The 21,341-nt window shown below is 62.4% G+C and carries 16 protein-coding genes; 7 read left to right on the top strand and 9 right to left on the bottom strand.

Annotation, left to right across the window (positions count from 1 at the left end):
* Nucleotides 1-26: 26 nt before the first annotated feature.
* The 3 genes from LNV07_RS01260 to LNV07_RS01250 form a co-directional block, all read right to left on the bottom strand.
* A complete protein-coding gene (locus tag LNV07_RS01260; protein ID WP_263569361.1) occupies nt 27-1,637 on the bottom strand; it encodes a response regulator in 1,611 nt (536 codons plus the stop codon).
* Nucleotides 1,638-1,741: 104 nt separating this feature from the next.
* Nucleotides 1,742-3,364, bottom strand: coding sequence for a bifunctional metallophosphatase/5'-nucleotidase (locus LNV07_RS01255; protein ID WP_263569360.1), 1,623 nt, complete (start codon nt 3,362-3,364; stop codon nt 1,742-1,744).
* A gap of 298 nt (nt 3,365-3,662) precedes the next feature.
* Nucleotides 3,663-4,133: a hypothetical protein gene (locus LNV07_RS01250; RefSeq protein ID WP_263569359.1), complete on the bottom strand. Its 471-nt coding sequence runs from the start codon at nt 4,131-4,133 to the stop codon at nt 3,663-3,665.
* 1 nt (nt 4,134) lies between these two features.
* Here LNV07_RS01250 and LNV07_RS01245 point away from each other — a divergent pair, with 1 nt between their 5' ends.
* A complete protein-coding gene (locus tag LNV07_RS01245; RefSeq protein ID WP_318013657.1) occupies nt 4,135-7,371 on the top strand; it encodes a TonB-dependent receptor in 3,237 nt (1,078 codons plus the stop codon).
* A gap of 95 nt (nt 7,372-7,466) precedes the next feature.
* Here the strand turns inward: LNV07_RS01245 and LNV07_RS01240 are convergent, their stop codons facing one another.
* Entirely contained in the window at nt 7,467-8,957 is a 1,491-nt protein-coding gene (locus LNV07_RS01240) for an NAD-dependent succinate-semialdehyde dehydrogenase (RefSeq protein ID WP_263569358.1), read from the bottom strand.
* Between the two features lie 160 nt (nt 8,958-9,117).
* Here LNV07_RS01240 and alaS point away from each other — a divergent pair, with 160 nt between their 5' ends.
* The 5 genes from alaS (at nt 9,118) to LNV07_RS01215 (ending at nt 16,620) form a co-directional block, all read left to right on the top strand.
* The gene (alaS, locus tag LNV07_RS01235) at nt 9,118-11,748 is read left to right on the top strand and encodes an alanine--tRNA ligase (protein ID WP_263569357.1); all 2,631 of its coding nucleotides are present in this window, start codon (nt 9,118-9,120) and stop codon (nt 11,746-11,748) included.
* A gap of 123 nt (nt 11,749-11,871) precedes the next feature.
* Nucleotides 11,872-12,636: a PEP-CTERM sorting domain-containing protein gene (locus tag LNV07_RS01230; RefSeq protein ID WP_263569356.1), complete on the top strand. Its 765-nt coding sequence runs from the start codon at nt 11,872-11,874 to the stop codon at nt 12,634-12,636.
* Nucleotides 12,637-12,754: 118 nt separating this feature from the next.
* Nucleotides 12,755-13,471 carry a YecA family protein gene (locus LNV07_RS01225; RefSeq protein ID WP_263569355.1) on the top strand — a complete coding sequence of 239 codons (717 nt, stop codon included), beginning with the start codon at nt 12,755-12,757 and terminating at the stop codon, nt 13,469-13,471.
* A gap of 138 nt (nt 13,472-13,609) precedes the next feature.
* Entirely contained in the window at nt 13,610-14,428 is an 819-nt protein-coding gene (locus LNV07_RS01220; protein ID WP_397545511.1) for an ABC transporter substrate-binding protein, read from the top strand.
* Between the two features lie 8 nt (nt 14,429-14,436).
* Nucleotides 14,437-16,620: a cache domain-containing sensor histidine kinase gene (locus LNV07_RS01215; protein ID WP_263569354.1), complete on the top strand. Its 2,184-nt coding sequence runs from the start codon at nt 14,437-14,439 to the stop codon at nt 16,618-16,620.
* Here LNV07_RS01215 and LNV07_RS01210 read toward each other — a convergent pair.
* The gene (locus LNV07_RS01210) at nt 16,617-17,105 is read right to left on the bottom strand and encodes an SET domain-containing protein (protein ID WP_263569353.1); all 489 of its coding nucleotides are present in this window, start codon (nt 17,103-17,105) and stop codon (nt 16,617-16,619) included. The genes LNV07_RS01215 and LNV07_RS01210 overlap by 4 nt on opposite strands.
* A gap of 282 nt (nt 17,106-17,387) precedes the next feature.
* Here LNV07_RS01210 and LNV07_RS01205 point away from each other — a divergent pair, with 282 nt between their 5' ends.
* A complete protein-coding gene (locus LNV07_RS01205) occupies nt 17,388-17,912 on the top strand; it encodes a GNAT family N-acetyltransferase (protein ID WP_263569352.1) in 525 nt (174 codons plus the stop codon).
* 31 nt (nt 17,913-17,943) lie between these two features.
* On the opposite strand, the gene LNV07_RS01200 is transcribed toward LNV07_RS01205, so the two are convergent.
* The 4 genes from LNV07_RS01200 to LNV07_RS01185 form a co-directional block, all read right to left on the bottom strand.
* Complete coding sequence (locus LNV07_RS01200) at nt 17,944-18,186, bottom strand: hypothetical protein (RefSeq protein WP_263569351.1); 243 nt, start codon at nt 18,184-18,186, stop codon at nt 17,944-17,946.
* A 201-nt stretch (nt 18,187-18,387) separates the two neighbouring features.
* Complete coding sequence (locus tag LNV07_RS01195) at nt 18,388-19,383, bottom strand: cytochrome d ubiquinol oxidase subunit II (protein ID WP_263569350.1); 996 nt, start codon at nt 19,381-19,383, stop codon at nt 18,388-18,390.
* Nucleotides 19,380-20,705: a cytochrome ubiquinol oxidase subunit I gene (locus LNV07_RS01190; RefSeq protein WP_263569349.1), complete on the bottom strand. Its 1,326-nt coding sequence runs from the start codon at nt 20,703-20,705 to the stop codon at nt 19,380-19,382. The genes LNV07_RS01195 and LNV07_RS01190 overlap by 4 nt, the downstream gene beginning before the upstream one ends.
* A 4-nt stretch (nt 20,706-20,709) precedes the next feature.
* A complete protein-coding gene (locus tag LNV07_RS01185) occupies nt 20,710-21,285 on the bottom strand; it encodes a GbsR/MarR family transcriptional regulator (protein WP_263569348.1) in 576 nt (191 codons plus the stop codon).
* Nucleotides 21,286-21,341 lie beyond the last annotated feature (56 nt).

The following is a 21,341-nucleotide window of genomic DNA, read 5'->3' as shown; positions in this document are numbered from 1 at the left end:
GGGGCGACAACGCATCGCCCCCCGGCTCATTCGCGCCGCTCGACAATGCGGTGGCCACCCTCGGCATAGCGCTGATGCAAGTCATCAATGCCCTCCCCGATCCGCTGCGCCAGCGGCGCGGGGAGCTGCTGCCCATGGTGGTTCAAGGTGGCGCGAGCCAGCTTGATGATGCGGGTATTGAGGCTGCGCCCGGCCAGCTCCAACAAGGCCTCCAAGGTGAGCTGGTGCTTCTTGCTGACCAGATGCGTCATCGCATCACGGGCCGCTTCATTGATGCCGGCCGCGGCATTGCGCACCGCCGTCTCCAGCGAAGGCAGCTGCACCGCGGCCATCTCCAGCAAGCGCGTGCGGGGTTTCGAGATCGCATAGCGCTGCGCCGCCAACTCGGCCCAGCGCATGGCGCCGGGCACCCGTTGATTGCGGGCGCAACGGGACAATAGCTGCAGCAGGTTGCAGGCCATCTCGAAGGTGAATTCCGGCTGGTCAAGCTGCGCCGCCATTTGCCCCAGCGCCGCCAGGCTTGCCTCCTGCCGGCGCAGCAGCATAGACATCGCGGCCTCCAGCGCCAACACCAGCATCTGCAGACGATAGCTATAGGTCGGGTAGCGGGCAATGGCGTCCTGCAGACATTGCTGAGCACGGTCGCAGCCATCTTCGTCGCCGGTATCCACGCAAGCAATGCCCAGCGCCACCACACCTTGAAAATCAAGCGCACGCGAATGCAGGCCTATGTTCAAGGCCGCGCCCAGATGCCGGGCCGCCGCTTCGCTATCACCCAAAAAGAGCTGAAGTGAGCCCAGCTTTTGAAGCCGCGCCACATTGCCCGGCGTGATTTGAACGGCCTTGCCTAGCATCTCTACCGCGGCCTCAAACTTCATCTCCTCCAGCAAGGCTCGGCCATAAACGTCGTAGGCGTCCACATAGGCGGGGTTATCGGCCAGCAGCGTCTCCAGCGTGCGGCAAGCGGTCGCCGAGTCGGCATTGGCCAACTCAATTTTCGCCAGGCCTAGCCGCGCCCAGGGCACAGCCTTTGTCGCCAGCAAAGCCTCGAACATGCGCTTGGCCGCGTCGATTTGCCCCAGCCGCAGATAAAGCTCCGAGCCAATCCTTGCCGCATAGACGCGGTAGGTGGCGCTGGCCGCAAACATGGCCTCGCAGAGCTGGGCGGCCAGCACAAAGTCGCTCGCATCGATGGCCGCAAAGACCTCCCGCAACGCATGCTTGCGCTCAAGAATCACGCGCAGCCGCTCATCAAACTGGCGTGCATTGAAGGGCTTGAGCAAATAGTCATCGAGTGCGCCCTCGACGGCGTCGGCCACATGCTGATAGCGGGCCTCATCGGTGACCATGATGAAGGCGGTCTGCATCGGCAGCCCGCGCGCTTGGCGCAACTCGTCAAGCAGGTCCTGGCCGGTCAAATCATGCGAGCTTTGGCGCGAGAAGTGGAAGTCGGTGATGATGATGTCGTAGGCCGGCGAGGCGCCCTTGATCATGCTGCGCGCCGCCTCCGGCCGCCTGGCCGAATGAACATGAGCCACACCAAGATCGCGCAGCATATTGCTGAGCACCGAACGGGTCAGCTCGCCCTCATCGATGATCAGGGCCTTCAGTCGACTCGGGTCTACCCCGGCCGGCAAGCCTCGAGGCCGCTTGTGCTCCAATCTCCCACCCCTTGCTGTTTACGCGACGCCACAGAGCCGCTAGCGTAACGCCTTCTTCGCGCAGGGCGCGCGCCTATCGCCTAATTTGCCGCCGGCAAACGTTGAATACGCCCGGGCGAAATCTGCGTCGCTGCGGCCGGATTTTCCTGCAACAACTCGACCATCGCATCCACGTCCACGCCGATGCTGGCCCTCTCGCTCCCCTGGCGCAAGACACCTTGATCGTCGCCCCCCTCGGCCATGAAATTATTCACGACCAAACGGTACTTGCGCGCCATGTCCAAGGGCTGGCCGCCAACGGTGACATTGAGGAGTTGCGCCACGCCATCCGCGCCCATCCGCCATTGGTAGCGCAGGCTGTTCGACACCTGCAATAAGCGCGGCGGCGCATCGCCCTTGGGCAATTGGCGCTGCAGCAAGTCGCGCAGTTGCGCGCCGCTGATCGTCATCACCACCAACTCATTTGCAAAGGGCTGGATCGCGAACAAATCGCTCATCGTCACCGGACGGCCGGGCTCCACCGTCAGGTCGGCGCGGATGCCGCCCGGATTCATCAAAGCCAGGTCGGCCGGGCCGCGCTTCTTGGCATAGGCCAGCTGCGAGTCGGCGACCAGATTGCCCAGCGGCGAATCGCCGTAAGGCGCCGCAGACGAGCGCTGCGCGCCCTGCTTCAACTCGGCCACCGGCTTGTTGCGCACGGCGGCCGTCAACTCGGCGGCACGCTGCACCAAGGCCACAAAGGCCGGGTTCGGCGCGTAGACGGACTGTAAGACCGGATGATTGACCGCCTGTGAGTTCAATACCTTGCCACCGGCGTCGAGCGTGAGCCGGCTCTCGGTCACCCAGCCGCCATAACTGCCCGCTTGCACGAGCAGCCGCCCGTTGATCTTGCAGGTATAGGCCTGGTGGGTATGGCCGCTGATGATGACGGCGTAGGCCGGGTCAAGGCGGCGCGCAATATCGACACCGCGCCCTTGCAGACCCGGGCATTCGTAGCTGGCGTCATTCGCACCACCTTGATGCGTTGCACCTTCATGCATCACGGCCACCAAGATTTGTGCACCTTCGGCGCGCAGCTGTGGCAGCAGCGCATTGAGCGTGTCGGCCTCGTCCGCAAAGCGCAGGCCGACAATTGATTTGGGCACCACGACCATCGGCGTGTCGCGCGTCACGGCGCCCACAAAAGCGACCTTGAAACCGGCAATTTCCTTGATGACATGAGTACCCAGAATCGGCTTTCCGGTCTGTGCATCTAACATATTAGCCGCCAGGTAGGGGAAGCCCGGCCCCTTGTAGCCTGGCCAAGCGCAGCCATCTTTCGGGCATTCGCCCTTGGCCTTGCGGGCGAGTTCGAACAAGCCGGCGTCCAACTCATGATTCCCCAAGGCGCTGGCGACCAGATCAAGTTCACCCAAGGCGGCCAGGCTGGGCTCATCCTTCAACAGCGAAGACAGCAAGGGCGAGGCGCCGATCAAATCGCCGGCCGCGACAAACGCCGAATGCTCTCGCCCGGCGCGCAGCTTGCTCATCGCCGCAGCAAGATAGGCGATCCCGCCGGCGGCCTGCGGCTTGATCTCACCGGTCTGCGCGTCGGGCAGGCGCGGCATCAAGGGCGTCGGGGACTTGGGTTGAATATGGCCGTGAAAGTCGTTGATCGAAAAGATGCTCAACTCACGCGTTGCCGGCGCAGTCGAGGTCGGCAAGGGCTCCCGAGTGGAACAAGCCGACAAGCACAAAGCGAACAAGGCCGCTAGCAACGCAGCCGAAGTCGACTTCGGAGCCGGTGAGCACGCGCGCTCGCTGGCCTGCTGCGCAAGACGGGAATGAGTAGGCGACATCAAGACAGGCTCCGGTAGACAAGGTTTGGCCATTTGAAAGGCCAAGGGCGGCGGATCTTAACGCCGCCCCGCCCGACCTTCGGATCAGCCAGCCGCACTGCCCGGTGTCGGCTCAGCCACCCCTGTCGCACAAACGCTACACAGCCTTGAAAATCCTCAGCCGTCACATAGCTTGCACATTCAAACCGCAAACTCCGCCAAGAAGCTTGTGGATTTGAGTCAATTTTTGTTTGTTTGAGTGCTTTGTGCGGCAGTGCCTCGTCGCAAGGTCAAGATCCACTGGCGTCGCGTTTGCGAGGCAACCCTGCAAGGGGAAGCAAAACGGCAAAGCAGGCACAAAATTTGCTGGTAATGAATTTGCGCAAACGTTTACTTGCCCAGGAACTGAGGCCCGGCTCTGATTTTCCAGTTGCTTGCACAAGGCTTGAAATTTTGCAAGACGGGCTTTCTTCAATGTGGCGATGGCGCGCATTTGCAAACCAAGTAAACGTTTGCGCGCACCTTCGGTGTACATTTTTGTTAATGGTTTTTTACGCATATCTGCGTTTTTTTGAGGAGTCTTTGCGATGAGCAATAGGTGTTGGTCAGAGTTTTCACGGACGGCGGTCTGCGCTGCCATTTCAACGATTGCCATCGTGGCAGCAGCGCCCGCAATGGCGCAGAACACGACCTCGGCGGTCAGCGGCCGTGTGACCACCGCCGACGGTAAACCCGTCGCTGGCGCAAACGTTGCCGTCGCTCACCAAGAGTCCGGCTCGGTCAACAATCTGGTCACCGACGCGGATGGGCGCTACTCGGTGCGTGGCCTGCGCGTAGGTGGCCCTTACATCATCACCGTCAGCAAGGGCGGCGACAAGGTTGTCCGCGAAGCCGTTTATCTGCAGTTGGCTGAGAACCAAGCCATCGACCTGACGCTGGGCGCCCAGCAACTCAGCACCGTGGTTGTCGCGGGCAGCAGCGCGGCCAACAACCGCTTCAACTCCTCGTCCATGGGTGCCGGCACCAGCATTGGCCGCAAGGAACTGGAAGCGCAGGCCTCGATCGCGCGCAATCTGCAGGACTACGCCCGCAGCGACCCACGTGTGGCGCAAACCGACAAGGAACGCGGCGAAATTTCGGCCCTGGGCCAGAACGTTCGCTTCAACTCGCTGACCATCGACGGTGTGCGCACCAACGACACCTTCGGCCTCGAGGCCAACAATATGCCGACGGCCAAGCAGCCGATCTCGATCGATGCGATCCAGGCGGTGCAGGTCAACCTGTCCAACTACGATGTCACGCAGCAGGGCTACACCGGCGCCAACATCAATGCGGTGACCAAGTCCGGCACCAACGAGTTCAAGGGCAGCGTCTATTACGTCTATCGCGATGACAGCATGGCCGGCAAGCGCTATGACCGCGTCAAGGACAGCTTCTACGATCCACCCAGCTTCAAGGAAGACACCAAGGGCTTTACGCTGGGCGGCCCGATCATCAAGGACACCTTGTTCTTCTTCGGCAGCTATGAAGAGCTGAAGAGCACCCGCGCCGCGCCCGCCTATGGTCCGGTTGGCAGTGCGATGACCAATGTGGGCATCACGCCGGCACAGATTGCCGCCGCTCAGGCGGTGGCCAAGGCCAAAGGCATCGACATTGGCACGTCCGACATCCCGGCCGGCACCGAGTTGGCGGTCAAGGACTATTTGCTGAAGCTGGACTGGAACATCAACGCGCAGCACCGCGCCAGCCTACGCTACGCCAAGACCGAGCAGGGCGAGCCGACTTTTGCCGGTTTCGGCTCAACCGCGCTGTCCTTGAGCAGCTACTGGTGGACCCAGAAGAAGGACATCGAGACCGTCGTCGGCCAATGGTTTGCCGACTGGACCCCGGACTTTTCGACCGAGTTCAAGATCTCCAACCGCAAGTACGACAGCACGCCAACGAACAACGCCAACCTGCCACAGATCGGCCTGGTCTTCCCGGGTGATCCCAAGGCCGGCGGCATCTACCAGAACGATCGCACGCTGTTCTTCGGCACCGAGAACAGCCGCCATTTCAACGAGTTGCACACCAAGACGCTGGACGCCTATCTGGCCGGCAACTGGGTCAAGGGCGATCATGAAATGAAGTTCGGCGGCGACTATGCCTCCAACGACACCTTCAACGCCTTCCTGCAAAACACCAAGGGCACTTACACATTCCGGGGCGCCGATCCGGCCGCCCTGTGGTCTGCCGGCGTCCCTTCGTCCTACTCGGTGCAACTGCCTCTCAACGGCAACACGATAGACAGCGGCGCGGCCAACTGGACCTTGCAGAACATCGGTCTGTTTGTGCAGGACACCTGGACCGTCAATGATCAGCTGACGCTGACCGGTGGCCTGCGTCTGGATCAAGCCAAGACCGGCGACAGCCCCTTATTCAATCAGGCCGCGCTGACTAAGTTTGGCTACAACAACAGCCAGACCATTGATGGCCAAAAGCTGTTCCAACCTCGCGTCGGCTTCAACTACGCCTTTGCCGGCCTGGAGAAGAAGAAGTCGCAGCTGCGGGGCGGCTTCGGTTTGTTCCAAGGTGCGGCGGCCAATGTCTGGTTGTCCAACCCCTTCTCGAACACCGGCATGGCGACGGCCAACTTCAGCTGCGGCGCGACCACCGTGCCTTGCAACACGGTCAAGTTCAATGCTGACCCGGCCAGCCAGCAGGAAATCAAGGGTGTGCCACCGGCCGCCAATATCGATTTCATCTCCACCGAGCTGAAGCAGCCTTCGGTCTGGAAGATGAACCTCGCCCTGGACACCGAGCTACCTTGGGCGGGCCTGGTGGCCGGCGCCGAATGGTTGCACACCAAGACGCAGGACGGCATCTACTACAAGCACCTGAACCTGGGTGCACCAAGTGCCGTCAAGGGCATTGACGGTCGCGAGCTGTATTACGACGCCAAGGGCCTGAGCACCGGTTGCTGGACGGCCGGCGGCTCAACCGCCACGACCGGTTGCGGCGCCAACTCCAAGGCCTTGCGTGACAAGAACTGGGGCAACGTCTTGCTGGCCGAGCGCACCTCGCAGGGCGGCGGCGACGCCTTGACCTTCAGCTTGTCGCAGCAAAACCTGGGCTGGGGCTGGCAAGCGGCCTACACCCGCACCAATGCGAAGGAAGTCAGCCCGCTGACCTCCTCGACCTCGGGCTCCAACTACGCCAACCGTGCGGTCTTCAACCCGAACGAAGAAGTCAACTCGACCTCCTCGTCCTTGATCAAAGACCGTTTCAACGGCTCGCTGAACTGGTCGCAAGCCTTGATCGGCAAGTACCGCACCACCTTCGGTCTGTTCTATGAAGGCCGCGCCGGCAAGCCCTATAGCTGGACCTTCAAGAACGATATGAACGGCGACGGCTATAGCGGCAATGACTTGATGTACATCCCCACAGCTGCGGGTTCGGGCGAAGTGCTGTTCCGTCTGCCGGGTCAAACCGTGGCGGCCTCCGGCGCTGCGGCAGAAGCCAAGTTCTGGGCTGTCGTGGATGGCAATGCGGACCTCAGCTCGGCCAAGGGCGGCGTGATCGGCCGCAACACGGCCAAGTCCAAGTTCGCCAACACCTTTGACTTGCGCCTGAGCCAGGAAGTACCCGGCTTCTTCGGCAACCAGAAGGGCGTGGTCTCGCTGGACATGCTCAACTTCGGCAATATGCTGAACAAGAAATGGGGCCATATCGACGAAATCCCGTTCACCGCCGGTGGCGGAAACGGCGGCAATCGTCGCGGCTTTGTGAACTTCGCCGGCATGGAAAATGGCAAATATGTCTACAGCGTGCTGGACGCCGATGACTATGAAACACGCCAGGCCAAGGGCGAATCGCAGTGGGCCGTTCAAGTCACGCTTCGCTACGAGTTCTGAGCTCGCACACAAATGCCGGAAGGCATTTGTGGTTGCCAACAAACAAAGAGGCCCCTCGCGAGGGGCCTCTTTTTCGTTCGGCGTCTACCGAGGCATCACTTGTTGATGTCCCCCAAGCACAGATACTTGATCTCCACATAATCATCCACGCCCTGATGCGCGCCCTCGCGGCCCAGACCACTTTGCTTGACGCCGCCAAACGGCACTTCGGCGGTGGCGATCAGGCCGGTGTTGATGCCGACCATGCCGTATTCCAGCGCCTCGCCGACACGGAAAACGCGGCCGATGTCGCGGCTGTAGAAATAGCTGGCCAGTCCGAACTCGGTGTTATTGGCCAAGGCGATCACTTCCGCCTCGCTCGTGAACTTGAACACCGGCGCCACCGGGCCGAAGGTTTCTTCGCGCGAGCAGAGCATGGCCGGCGTCACGTCGGCCAGCAAGGTCGGCTCGAAGAATTGCGCGCCGGTCTCGACCGAGCGCTTGCCGCCGGCCACCAGGCGCGCACCCAGCGCCAGCGCGTCGGCCACATGCGATTCGACCTTGGCAACGGCCGCCTCATCGATCAGCGGACCCACGTTGATGCCCGGCTCGAAGCCATTGCCCACCTTCAAGCCGCCCACCTTGGCCGCCAGTTTCTCGAGGAAGGCGTCGTACACGCCGGCCTGCACATAAAAGCGATTCGCACAGACGCAGGTCTGGCCGGCGTTGCGGTATTTGCTGGCGATGGCGCCCTCGACCGCGCTGTCCAGGTCGGCATCGTCAAACACGATGAAAGGCGCGTTACCGCCCAACTCGAGTGACAGCTTCTTGACCGTCTGCGCGCATTGGCGGGCCAGGATGCGGCCGACCTCGGTCGAACCGGTGAAGGACAGATGGCGCACCACATCGCTGTCGCACAGCACATGGCCGATGGCGACCGAGTTGTCCGCGTCGGCCGTCAACACATTCAAGACCCCGGCCGGCATGCCGGCGCGCTGCGCCAACTCGGCCACGGCCAGCGCCGACAGCGGCGTCGCCTCGGCCGGCTTGATCACCACCGTGCAACCGGCGGCCAAGGCGGGCGCCACCTTGCGGGTGATCATCGCGACGGGGAAGTTCCAGGGCGTGATCGCCGCGCAAACGCCCATTGCCTGCTTGATGACCAGATAGCGCTTGTTGTTGTCGGTGGTCGGGATGGTTTCGCCGTAGATGCGCTTGCCTTCCTCGGCAAACCACTCGATGAAGCTGGCGCCGTAGACCACCTCGCCGCGCGCCTCGGCCAAGGGCTTGCCCTGCTCGGCCGTCATGATGCGGGCCAGGTCGTCGGCATGTTTGATCAGCAATTGTTGCCAGCGCATCAGAATGGCGCCGCGCTCCTTGGCGGTCTTGGCGCGCCAGGGGGCGAGCGCATTGTTGGCGGCGGCGATGGCGCTCTCGGCCTCGGCCGCGCCCAGATTGGCCACCTCGGCCAGCAAGGCGCCAGTGGCCGGGTCGGTAACGGCGAACTGAGCGCCGCCGGCGACCCATTCGCCATTGATCAGCGCCTGCGTGCGCAAAAGGCTGGCGTCATCCAGGCCGGCCAGCGGTGAAATCTTGTTGCTCGTCATTTGTCCATCTCCTAATGCGCAGGTATTGAGTCAGCACTCTAACCGCTCTCGATGAACTCGCTGTCGCGGCTGGGTCACCCCCCGCCCTTATAATCAAAAGCTCCAAAAATCAAGCATTTACTGCACTCACCAGCGCAGTCACAGCAGAAAGCCCCCGGGAATGAAAGCAGCAGAAATCCGTTCGACCTTTCTGAAGTTCTTCGAGAGCAAGGGTCACCAGATAGTCGCGTCCAGCCCGGTCGTGCCCGGCGATGACCCGACGCTGCTGTTCACCAACGCCGGCATGAACCAGTTCAAGGATGTGTTCCTGGGCTTTGACAAGCGCGCCTACAGCCGCGCCACCACCAGCCAGAAATGCATACGCGCCGGCGGCAAGCACAACGACCTCGACAACGTCGGCTACACCGCGCGCCACCACACCTTCTTCGAGATGCTGGGCAATTTCAGCTTCGGCGACTATTTCAAGGAAGACGCGATTGCCTACGCCTGGGAGCTGCTGACCGAGCATTTCCACCTGCCGGCCGAAAAGCTCTGGGTGACGGTCTACGCCGAGGACGACGAGGCCTACGAGATCTGGAACAAAAAGGTCGGCATCCCGGCCGAGCGCATCGTGCGCATCGGCGACAACAAGGGCGGCCGCTACCTGAGCGACAACTTCTGGATGATGGGCGACACCGGGCCTTGCGGGCCTTGCACCGAAATCTTCTTCGACCATGGCCCCGAAGTGGCCGGCGGCCCACCCGGCAGCCCGGACGAAAACGGCGACCGCTATATCGAAATCTGGAACAACGTCTTCATGCAGTTCAACCGCACCGAAGACGGTGTGATGCACAAGTTGCCCAAGCCCTCGGTCGATACCGGCATGGGCCTGGAGCGCTTGGCGGCGGTGCTGCAACATGTGCACTCGAACTATTCGATCGACACCTTCTCCGCGCTGCTCGAAGCGGCCAAGAAGGCCGTCGACGAAGCCGGCGCGCTGGACTGCGACAAGGACAGCGCCTCGCTGAAGGTCATCGCCGACCATATCCGCGCTTGCAGCTTCACCATCGTGGACGGCATCATCCCGGGCAATGAAGGTCGCGGTTATGTGCTGCGCCGCATCGCGCGCCGCGCCATCCGCCATGGCTACAAGCTCGGCGCCCGCACCACCTTCTTCCACAAGATCGTGGGGGAGTTGGTCAACCAGATGGGCGACGCATACCCTGAGCTGCGCCAGGCACAAGCCCGCGTGACCGAAGTGCTGCGCCAGGAAGAAGAGCGCTTCTTCCAGACCATCGCCAATGGCATGGAAATCTTGGAAGGCGCGCTGACGCCGGGCCTGAAGCAACTCGACGGCGAGCTGGCCTTCAAGCTGCATGACACCTTTGGCTTCCCGGTCGACCTGACCGCCGATGTCTGCCGCGAGCGCGATGTGACGGTTGATCAAGCCGGCTTCGACGCCGCGATGGCGCGCCAGCGCACGCAGGCCCGCGCAGCCGGCAAGTTCAAGATGGCGCAAGGCCTCGCCTATGCCGGCGTGCCGACCGCCTTCCACGGCTATGAGCACCTGGTCTGCGAGACGTCCAAGGTCACGGCCGTCTATATCGACGGCGTCAGCGTCGCTTCGGCCAAGGCCGGCGACGATGCGGTGGTGGTGCTGGATCACACGCCTTTCTACGCCGAGAGCGGCGGCCAAGCCGGTGACGCGGGCGAGCTGCGCAACCCAAGCAGCCGCTTCGCGGTGGAAGACACGCTGAAGATTCAGGCCGATGTATTCGGCCACCATGGCCGCGTGCTTGAAGGCGCGGTCGCGGTCGGCGATGTGTTCACCGCCAAGGTCGACGCCGAGTTGCGCATCAAATCGGTGCGCAACCACAGCGCCACTCACTTGATGCACAAGGCCTTGCGCGAAGTGCTGGGCAGCCATGTGCAGCAAAAGGGCTCGCTGGTGAATGCCGAGCGCACCCGCTTTGACTTTGCGCATAACGCGCCGGTCACGGCCGAGGAGATCGCCAAGATCGAAGCGATCGTCAACGCCGAGGTGCTGGCCAATGCCGCCGCCTCCGCCGAAGTGATGGCGCTGGACGACGCCCAGAAGAGCGGTGCGATGATGCTGTTCGGCGAGAAATACGGCGAGACCGTGCGCGTGTTGACGATCGGCAGCTCCAAAGAGCTGTGCGGCGGCACCCACGTCAAGGCCAGCGGCGATATCGGTCTGTTCAAGATCGTCAGCGAAGGCGGCGTGGCCGCCGGCGTGCGCCGGATTGAAGCCGTCACCGGCGACAACGCCTTGGCCTATTGCCAGTCCCTGGAGAACCAAGTCGGCCGCGCCGCTCAGGCCTTGAAGACCGCGCCGGCCGAGCTGGAAACGCGTCTGCATGCAGTGCTGGACCAGGTCAAGTCGCTGGAAAAAGACTTGGCTGCCGCCAAGAGCCGGCTGGCCTCGGCGCAGAGCAACGAGTTGCTGAGCCAGGCCGTTGATGTGCAAGGTGTCAAGGTGCTGACGGCGACGCTGAGCGGTGCCGATGCCAAGACCCTGCGCGAAACCATCGACAAGCTGCGGGACAAGATGCAATCGGCGGTGATCGTGCTGGGCGCGGTCGATGGCGACAAGGTCAATTTGGCGGCCGGCGTGACAGCCGACCATATGGCCCGCGGCTTCAAGGCCGGCGAACTGGTCAATTTTGTCGCCCAGCAATGTGGCGGCAAGGGTGGTGGCAAGGCCGATCTGGCGATGGCAGGCGGCACAGTACCCGCAGCCTTGCCGGCGGCATTGGCCAGCGTGGTGGGATGGGTAAGCGCCAAGCTTTAGTTTGCAGGGCCTCAGGGGTTCTAGGGTAATACCTCCCCCTTAAGTAGTGGGGTACCGCTAATTTCCTATCTATACGGTGGCAATATCCCGATCTTGTGAAATCGAAAAGATCAGGGAGAGACTATGCGACGTCAAAGTTTGGAAATCAGCTTGGCTGCTGTTTTGGGATTGCTCGGCTGCGAATTGGCTTTAGCAGATGGCACCGCCTTCACCAGTCTTGGCAACCTCAAGTACTACGTCATCGACACCGACCTCAACGACGGCATTTCGGCGTCGGCGACCTTTCTTGGATTGGCTTCGCATATGGTCGAAGCAGAATCCACGGAGGGTGTCACCTCGGGAGGAGCCTCACTTCCTAGCATTGCCTATATGGACAGCGGCAATGGGATCGTTCAGGCGTCATTGACCGGCGGTACTGCGCTTGACAGCTTTGCGCTCAACGCAGCAGCGGCCTCAACCTTTTCCTATGGCACAGCGAGAAGCACGATTTACCTGAACTTTTCCCTCAGCAAAAATGCGATCTTTGTTTTAAGCGGAGATGCTTCCGTGTCTGCAGCAACGACAATTGGGCAGACCGCCAGAGGTCCCGAAAGGTCAGATGCCATAGCACAGATGGAATTCACGCAAACGGGTAGCAATACGCGTCTTGGATCGACTGGAGTCTTAAGTGCCGGATTGCATGGCAAGGCCGGCCAAGTTAGTAACAGTGGAACCATCTTGGCAAGTTTTCAAAACACGTCTGGAGCAGAATTTCTTTTGACAGGCTACGCAAAATCTTGGGCGCAATCCTTCGTCCCTCCAACGCCGGTACCCGAACCCTCCACCTACGCAACCTTGCTCGCAGGTCTTGGCCTCTTGGTCCTGTTGCAACGCCGCCGTCGGGTTTGATTCAACCCGCAATTGTGAAGAGCCACCTCCGGGTGGTTTTTTTATGGCCGCTCACTCGGTCAGGGCCGAGCTTCAGCGGACAATCGCGACCTAAACCACTGATCAGCAGGACACAGCAATGAACGACAGCACCACGATTGACCATGCCAACGCCGAACGCCTGGCTGCCCTCTTGCAAATGCTGGCCGCCAATACGCCCGAAGACGAAGACGCGGTGCCGATCGACACGCTGGACGGCTACCTGACCGCCTTGATCGTCGGGCCGACCGACGCCGGCCCGCTGGAAGCAATGGACGCGCTGTTCGGTGACGATTGGGCCGATGAGCTCGACGAGCAAGACGTCACCGAAGAGTTCATGACCGTGCTGCATGAACGCTGGAACGAGATCACGCTCAGCCTGGAGCCGGTCGCCCTCGGCGCCGACCCGGAAGCGATGCTGATCGAGCCGCTGATCACCGAGTTTGACGAAGCCACCAAGGCCGGCCTCTTGAGCCAAGGCGTGCTGACGGCCGAGCAGCTGGAGCAGCTGCCGCCGAACGGCCTGATGTGGGTCGAGGGCTTTATGCAGGCGGTTGAGGACAATGAGGCCGACTGGTATATCTTCGATGAAGACAGCGAAGACGGGCAGATGCTGGATGCGATGCTGATGGGCGTGGCGGCGGTGGCGATGCCGCCGGGCGATCAGCTCGAGGCCTATATCGACGAGCAGTACGACGAAGACGAAGAAGTCGATCAAGACGTTTTGCTCGACGACGCGCTGTTCTCGGTGCAAGACCTGCGCACCTTCTGGTTGCAGCAGCGCTTGGCCCGGCAGGTGCCGACCCTGGCCTCCTGAGCCTTCCCGAATCGGCCCATTTCCGCGCTACAAGGCGAGTCAAGCGGCGCGAAGAGGCGCTAATTGAGCGGATGCCGACGGCCGGCCTCGGGATATATTGGCTAGGCGGCGCATGCTGCCGCATTCCGGAGAGTGCCGATGACGCGGAAGTTCAATGTCGTGACGCCGCTGGTGACAGCGGGGATCAGCGTGCTGGCGCTGCTGATGGCCTTGGCCGCCGGCCCTGCCGCCGCCGGCGCGGTACTGGACCGCATCAAGAGCAGCAAGCTGATGCGGGTCTGCATCTGGCCGGACTATTACGGCATCAGCTTGCGCAACCCCAAGACGCAGCAGTTGGGTGGCATCGACATTGAACTCTCGGCCGAACTGGCCAAGGATCTGGGCGTCAAGCTTGAGTACATCGACTCCTCCTTCCCCAAGCTGATCGAGGATCTGAGCAGCGAACACTGCGACATCGCGATGTTCGGGGTCGGTGTGCTGCCGGCCAGGGCCCAGCACCTGAGCTTTTCCAAGCCCTATCTGCAAAGCGATATCTACGGCGTGACCACGCGTGGCAATCGTCAAATCCGCAGCTGGGACGATATCGACAAGCCCGGCGTGCAGGTCGCGGTGCAAGGCGGCACTTTTATGGAGCCGGTGATGCTGGCGGCCTTGAAGCAGGCCCGCGCCGTCATCATCAAGCCTCCGCAAAGCCGCGAGCAAGAACTTGAAGCCGGCCGGGTTGATGTCTTCATGACCGATTTCCCCTACAGCCGGCGCCTGCTTGACAACGCCGACTGGGCAAGATTGGTGGCGCCGAGCAAGCCCTTCTTCGTGCTGCCCTATGCCTATCCGATCAAACCCGGTGACGCCGAGATGTTGCAGCAGGTCAATGACTTCGTCGCCCGCATCAAGAAGGACGGCCGGCTTGAGGCCGCCGCCAAACGGTTCGGCCTGCAAGAGATTGTGGTGAAGTAGCCGCAAGCATGCCGCCCGCCTCAAGCCCTGACTCGAGTGTGACCGAGCAACTGCCAAGCGAGGAGTTGGAGCCGGGCGCCGCTTTGCCGCCGGCCGAGGAGCCGCTGCCATTCTGGCTGCGGCCGGGCTTTTTGCTCATGGCCGTGCTTGCCTTGGTGCTGCTCTCCTTGGCGGGCGCGGCGGGCTTTTTGCGGCTGCAGCAAGTCGCGCTGGAGACGCAGGCCTTGCACGAGACCGAGCTGTACGCGCGCGTGCTGGTCGATCATGCGAATCGCACGCTGGACACCGTGGATATCACGCTCAAGAGCTTGGCCGAGGTGCTGCAGGGCGAGCCCGATGCCAAGGCACAGGAGGCGGCGTTGGCCAATGCGGTGCGCGCCCTCCCCTTCCTGCGCAGCTTGAATCTGGTCGACGCCGAGGGGCGGCTGCTGGCCAGCTCCAACCCCAGCAACCGCGATGTGCAAGTCGGGCCGGCCCTGCTGGCCGGCCAAGGCCGCGGCAACCGGGCCGAGGTCGGCACACTCTTGGCCGGGCGCGATTTGGCCGATCAGAATATCCGTCTGCCCAAGCAGGCAGCGGGCAGCCGCTGGTTCATACCCCTGCTATGGCCTTTGGCCGCACAAGGCCAGCGGGCCCCGCCCAGCCTGCTGGCCGTGTTGAATCTGGACTTCTTTGCGAACAATTACGAGCTCAGTCTGAGCGGCACGCCACGGGCGGCCGCGCTCTTGCAACTGGATGGCCGCCTGATCACCGCGACCGAGGCGATTCAAATGCCCAGCGGCCAAAGCGCCGCGCAACACCAGGCCTTCAAAGCCTATTTGCCGGCCAAGGAATTTGGCAGCTTCATCGCTGCCGGGTTGGACGGTCAGCCCGCGGTCAGCGCCTTTCGCAGCACCCGCCATGCGCCCTGGGTAATTGTGGTTGAGCAACCCTTTGCCACGGTCGAGGCCGAATTCAAACAGTCGCTGCGCCAGATCGGCTCGGCATTGCTGGCGCTGTGGCTGGTTATCTTCGGCTTGGCGCTGCTGGCCTGGCGCAGCCTGCAAGCCTACCGAATTGCCCGTCAAGAACGGGCACAGGCAGCGCAAGGGCTGAGCGAGCAGGCCGCCTTTACCGCCCGCTTGCTGGATGCCAGCCCGGCGCCTTTGTTCGTCACGGACGCGAGCGGCCGGCTCTTGATGGTCAACCGCTCCTGGAGCGAGTTCACCGGCTTTGAGAGCCAGGCCGTGCTGGGGCTGGCGCTGAAGGACTTGCGCCCGGAGCTCTTGCCCAGCGCAGAGGCCGCAGGGGTAGCAGCGAGCGCCGGGCAGGGCTTTGAGGTTCAACTGCCCGATGCCCAAGGGCGCTTGCGTGATGTGCTGGTGCGCCGAACGCCGTTTGCGGGCGGCCAGTGGCAGGCGACCGGCCATATCGGCAGCCTCGTTGATGTCAGTGAATATCGCGAGATCGAACGCCGCACGCTCGAAGCCAAGGAGATCGCCGAGCAAACCTCGGCGATGAAGACCGAATTTATCGCCAACGTCAGCCACGAGTTGCGCACGCCCTTGCAAAGCATCATTGGCTTCTCGGAGCTGGGCTTGACCCGCTTTCCCGAGCAACCCAAGGTCGGGCAGAGCTTTCAACGCATTCATGGCGCGGGCCAACGGATGCTGACGCTGGTCAATGACCTGCTCGACTTCTCGGGCACCGAGTTGCTCAAAGGGCGGCTGCAATTGCAGCGCCAGCGCCTGCTGCCGCTGCTGGAGTCGGCGCTGGGCGAGCAGCAAGAAGCGGCGGACAAGGCCGGCATCGCCTTGCATTTGAGCTGCCAAGCGCCGGACTTGTCGGCCGCCGTCGACAGCGCGACCTTTCAGCAGGTGCTGCGCAAGGTGTTGGCGAACGCGCTGCGTTTCTCCGAGCGCGGCAGCTGCGTCACGCTGACGCTGCTGCCGGCCAATGCCGCAGGCGCCGCGGAAGGAGGCGTGCAGTTGAGCATCCGCGATCAGGGGCCGGGCATTCCCGCGGACGAGTTGGAGGGCATTTTCGAGCCCTTTGTGCAAAGCAGCCGCACCAAGGATGGCTCGGGAGGCAAGGGTTTGGGGCTGGCAATTTGCCGGCGCATTCTGGACGCCCATGCCGGCAGCATCCGCGCCGAGAACCACCCTGACGGCGGCAGCATTTTCATCATTGAGTTGCCGGCCCTGCAGGACTAAAGCCTGCCGCTGCAATTCGCCGCGCCGCAGCGGCAACTCAAGCGGCCCTCATGGTGGCTTTCGCCGTAATGGCAGGTCAGCTCCTCACCGGGTTCAATATCCCGCAGCGCATAGAACTCGACCCGCCCCTGGCTGATGCGCAGCACCGCGTTGGGCGCGCAGCAATGGTTGATATTGCGCAGCGCGGTGGTCGATTCGGTGGCATCGACGGCGCGGGTTTCCGACACTTCGACGATGTGAATGCGCGCCCTGCCTTTGGCGCGGCGCCTCGCTTCCCGCACCGAGATCGACTCGCCGCGCAGCTCGCCGATCTTGCGCCGCACCGGGATCGCCTCCAACGCGAACACGCCCAGACCGTCGATCGCGCTGTCGCCGACACGCAGCGCAAAGCGCTCGGCCGGCTGCAAATCGCGCTTGCCCGGCGTCGCGCTGACCGCGTCGGGCTTGACGTTTAAGGCGCAGGGGATGGGGCTGAGTCTTGGCATGGTGGCCGGATTGTCGCTTGCGCGCCGCAAATTTCAAGAACGCTTGACCAACATCCGGGCGAGCCAGCATACTGGCCCGATGCAAGCCGCCCCGCAAACTCTAACTGCCAACATCAGCGCCTTGATGCTCGCCATCTGCGGGCATCTATTTATGCTGCCCGAGCAGTCTTGGCGGGGTCTGTGGCGGCAGACCTAGGTCCAGTGAATCCCCCCAAAAAAAAGCCCGCCGACCCAGCGGGCTTTTTTGTTTTTCAGCCCTCGTCCTTGAACAGGAGAACTCCGATGCAGATCACCATCCGCCGCGCCCAAGTCAGCGATGCCGCCGCCTTTGCGGACATGATGTCCCACCCCGAGGTCTTCGCCGGGCTGCTGCAAAACCCCCACCCGAGCGAAGAACAATGGCGCCAACGCCTGCAGGACGGCAGCGCGCCGGGCAAAACCGATCTGAATCTGGTGGCCTTGAACGAAGCCGGCCGTTTGCTCGGCAGCGCCGGCCTGCATCCGGCCGGCGCCGCGCTGCGCCGCCGCCATGTGGCCAGCCTGGGCGTGAGCGTCGCGCAATTTGCACAAGGCCAGGGGGTTGGCACCGCGTTGCTGGCGGCGCTGATGGACTATGCCGACAACTGGGGTCAGATCTTGCGCACCGAGTTGACGGTCTACGCGGACAACGCCCGCGCGATCAAACTTTATCAGCGCATGGGCTTCGAGCAGGAGGGTCGCATGAAGGCCTATGCGCTGCGGGCCGGTGTCTATGTGGACACCTTGGCGATGGCTCGGCTGCACCCCAAGCCGCCGAGCTGGAGTTAAGCAAGAATGGTCGGCGGCCGGCCGAAAAACTTCAAATCGGCTGGAATTGCGCCCGCTTGCTTTCGGGCACGCGCAGCAGCACGACTTGCTTCGGGCTGCTGCCCTCACTCTGACCCTGCAGCACCACCCGTGGCAATTGCTCGGCCACGGCGCGGTGCTGCGGCATCGCGCTGAGGCGCTTGCCGGTCATCACCAAACGAGCCAGCTTGACGACCTCGCTGGCCTCGGCCGGGCCGGCAGGCAGCAGGCAGGCCGACAGCACAGCGATGCTCAAGGTCAAGGATGTCAAAAGCCCACCCCGGCCGTGCGAACTACGTTTATCACTGCTGAACAACATCTTCAGAACTCCCCCGCTCGCTATGGAGCAAAACTTGTGAACGAAGTATCGCCAGATCGCCCCCGACCCTCCACTGCCGAGTGACGAACTGCAGTTTTTAGCGCATCAAGCGCGGCGGAGCGGTGTGAAGCTAGAGGTTCAGGCGTACTTCAACTCCCCCGATTTACCCCAGAACACCCGGTAGGCGAACACCGTGTAGACCAGAATGGCCGGCACCGTGCCCGCCACGCCCCACAAGATGAACTGCAAAGATTTGGGGGCTGCGGCGGCCTGCCAGACCGTCAGCTGGTCGATCAAGACATAGGGATAGAGGCTGTAGGCCAAGCCAATAAAGCCCATCAACATCACCAGCACCATCAGCGCAAACGGCAGCCAGCAGAGCTTGCCCAAGACGCGGTGCGAGTTCAAGAGTGCCCGCAAGGCCAGCAGCGCCAGCGCCGTCGACAAGGGGATGGGCAACAAGGCGATCAGCTCGGGCATCCGGAACCAGCGCTCGCTGACGGTTTGGCTGAGCAGCGGCGTGACGACAGACACCAGCGCCAGCCCCAAGACCACGGCCGGCCAGGCCAGCTTGGCACGCCGCACCGCCAGCAGCTGCAATGTGCCCTCGCCTTTCATGATCAACCAGGCCGCGCCCAGCAAGGCATAGGCGGCGGCCAAGGCCAGCGCGATCAGCAAGGCGAACAAGGTATAGCCCCAGCCCTGCGCAAAACCGGTGATATAGCGTGCCAGCATCCAGCCCTGCGACAAGGCGGCCAAGGCCGAGCCGGCCATGAAAGCGCGGTTCCACAGCGGCTGCCAACGTGTTTGCGCCTTGACCCGAAAATCAAACGCGACGCCGCGCAGCGTCAGCCCCAAGAGCATCAGCGCCACCGGCAGGTACAAGGCCTGCAAGATCACGCCGTGTGCCTTTGGGAAGGCCACCAGCAAAATACCCACGCCCAGCACCAACCAGGTTTCATTCGCGTCCCAGAACGGGCCGATCGAGGCCACCATCTGGTCCTTGTGCTCGCCGCTGGCGCCCAGCATCAACAGACCGACACCCAGGTCATAACCATCCAGCACCACATACACCAACAAGGCCAGACCCATCAGGCCCATGAAGACCAAGGGCATCCAGATATCGGCACTCATGCAGCACTCCCGGTGGTGACTTCGGTTTTTTCGGCCATGTACTTGATCACCGACACATAGGCAATGATCAGGGCCAGGTACAAAACGATATAGCCGATCAAGGTGGTGGCGATCATCGGCGCCGGCACGGCGGAGGCCACATCGGCGGTGCGCAGCAGACCATAGACGATGAAGGGCTGACGGCCGATTTCGGTCACATACCAGCCGGCAATCGTGGCCAGCCAGCCGGAGAAAGTCATCCAGGACAGACCGATCAACAAGACCCTGGGCAGGTCCGCCGCACTCCAACGCCGGCGCTTGTAAAGCCACAAACCGCCCCAGCTGAAAACGAGCATCAACAGCCCCGTGCCGACCATGATGCGAAAGCCAAAAAACAGCGGAGCCACCGGCGGGTGTGCGCCCTTGAACTCGTCCAAGCCTTTGATCTCGCCATCGGCGTGGTGCGTCAGCACCAGGCTAGCCAACTTGGGGATGCCGATCTCGAAATCATTGCTGCGGGTCTGTGCATTCGGCCAGGCGAACAGCAGCAGCGGCGCGCCGCGTTCGGTCTGCCACACCCCTTCCATCGCCGCGATCTTGGCCGGCTGATACTTCAAGGTGTTGAGCCCATGCATATCGCCGACCAGGATCTGCAAGGGGATCAGCAAAGCGCCCAGGGTCAGGCCGACCCGCAGCACCCGCGCCGTGTGGGGCTGGGTCTTGCCCTTGAGCAACTGCCAGGCGCTGACGCCGGCCAGCAAGAAGCTGACGGTCAAACCCGACGCCAGTAACTTGTGGGTCAAGCGGTAGGGGAAAGACGGATTAAAGATCACCGCCCACCAGTCCAGCGCATGGAACTCGCCGTTGATGATCTCAAAACCCTGCGGCGTGTGCATCCAGGAGTTCAGGCTCAATATCCAGAAGGCACTCAGCGTGGTGCCAAAGGCCACCATCACGGTGGCCACCAGGTGCACGCGCTCGCTGACCCGGCCATGGCCGAACAGCATCACGCCCAAAAAGCTGGCCTCCAAGAAGAAGGCCGTCAGCACCTCGTAGCCGAGCAAGGGGCCGGCGATATTGCCGGCTTTCTCCATGAAACCGGGCCAGTTGGTGCCGAACTGGAAACTCATCGTGATGCCGCTGACCACGCCCAGCGCAAAGCTCAAGGCGAACACCTTGGTCCAAAAACGATAGGCGCTCAGCCAGGCCGCGTCATGGGTCAAGAGCCAGCGCGCGCGGAAGAACAAGAGCACCCAGGCCAGCGCGATATTGATGGTGGGAAAGAGGATATGAAAGGTGATGTTGGCGGCAAACTGCATGCGGGCCAGAACGACGGCGTCCATTTCTTCACCCTTGATCCAGGCTCGATTTGCCGCTGACCGCCCTGCCGATGCGCCCGGGCAGCTCCAGCATCTTCTGCACCTTGGAGCCCATCTTCATCAACTGGCCCAGCGTCTGCGAATCCATTTTTTGCACATCGTCAAACCAGGTCGTCATCAGCTCGATCAGATCGTGCATGCCGCGCATGCGCTCTTGGGCGACACGGTCTTCCTCACAAGTCGGCGTCTCCAGCAAGGCATTGCGCAGCATCGACAAGGTCGGCTCGATCTCGCGCCGGCGCCGCTCTTCGGCCAGCGTGCGAAAAATCTCCCAGGCATCGCTGGGTGCTTCGAAATACTCGCGCCTGTCGCCACTCAGGTGGCGCAGTTTGACCAGGCGCCAGGCCTGCAACTCCTTCAGCCCCATCGACACATTGGAGCGGCTGAACTCGAGCGCTTCGGCAATTTCATCGGCATTGATGGCCTGCGGCGAGACAAAAATCAGCGCGTAAATCTGCCCCACCGTGCGGTTGATGCCCCAGCGACTGCCCATCTCTCCAAAATGAGCGACGAAGCTGCGGACCAGCGGACTCATTGCATTCATGCGCGAATTCCTTGTGTTGACTCAATCAAAAGCGAGATCGCCTTTGACACAACGCA

Origin of the sequence: Roseateles oligotrophus (assembly GCF_025717515.1) — a bacterium.
GTDB classification, from domain to species: Bacteria; Pseudomonadota; Gammaproteobacteria; order Burkholderiales; family Burkholderiaceae_C; genus Paucibacter_A; species Paucibacter_A oligotrophus.
This window is presented reverse-complemented; position numbering and strand designations above follow the sequence as displayed.

Coding starts and splice junctions, on each gene's coding strand:
- LNV07_RS01205 (WP_263569352.1), top strand. CDS start 17,388: ATGCAGATCACCATCCGCCGCGCCCAAGTCAGCGATGCCGCCGCCTTT.
- LNV07_RS01210 (WP_263569353.1), bottom strand. CDS start 17,105: ATGCCAAGACTCAGCCCCATCCCCTGCGCCTTAAACGTCAAGCCCGAC.
- LNV07_RS01185 (WP_263569348.1), bottom strand. CDS start 21,285: ATGAATGCAATGAGTCCGCTGGTCCGCAGCTTCGTCGCTCATTTTGGA.
- LNV07_RS01220 (WP_397545511.1), top strand. CDS start 13,610: ATGACGCGGAAGTTCAATGTCGTGACGCCGCTGGTGACAGCGGGGATC.
- LNV07_RS01195 (WP_263569350.1), bottom strand. CDS start 19,383: ATGAGTGCCGATATCTGGATGCCCTTGGTCTTCATGGGCCTGATGGGT.
- LNV07_RS01225 (WP_263569355.1), top strand. CDS start 12,755: ATGAACGACAGCACCACGATTGACCATGCCAACGCCGAACGCCTGGCT.
- LNV07_RS01190 (WP_263569349.1), bottom strand. CDS start 20,705: ATGGACGCCGTCGTTCTGGCCCGCATGCAGTTTGCCGCCAACATCACC.
- LNV07_RS01240 (WP_263569358.1), bottom strand. CDS start 8,957: ATGACGAGCAACAAGATTTCACCGCTGGCCGGCCTGGATGACGCCAGC.
- LNV07_RS01215 (WP_263569354.1), top strand. CDS start 14,437: ATGCCGCCCGCCTCAAGCCCTGACTCGAGTGTGACCGAGCAACTGCCA.
- LNV07_RS01230 (WP_263569356.1), top strand. CDS start 11,872: ATGCGACGTCAAAGTTTGGAAATCAGCTTGGCTGCTGTTTTGGGATTG.
- LNV07_RS01250 (WP_263569359.1), bottom strand. CDS start 4,133: ATGGCAATCGTTGAAATGGCAGCGCAGACCGCCGTCCGTGAAAACTCT.
- alaS (WP_263569357.1), top strand. CDS start 9,118: ATGAAAGCAGCAGAAATCCGTTCGACCTTTCTGAAGTTCTTCGAGAGC.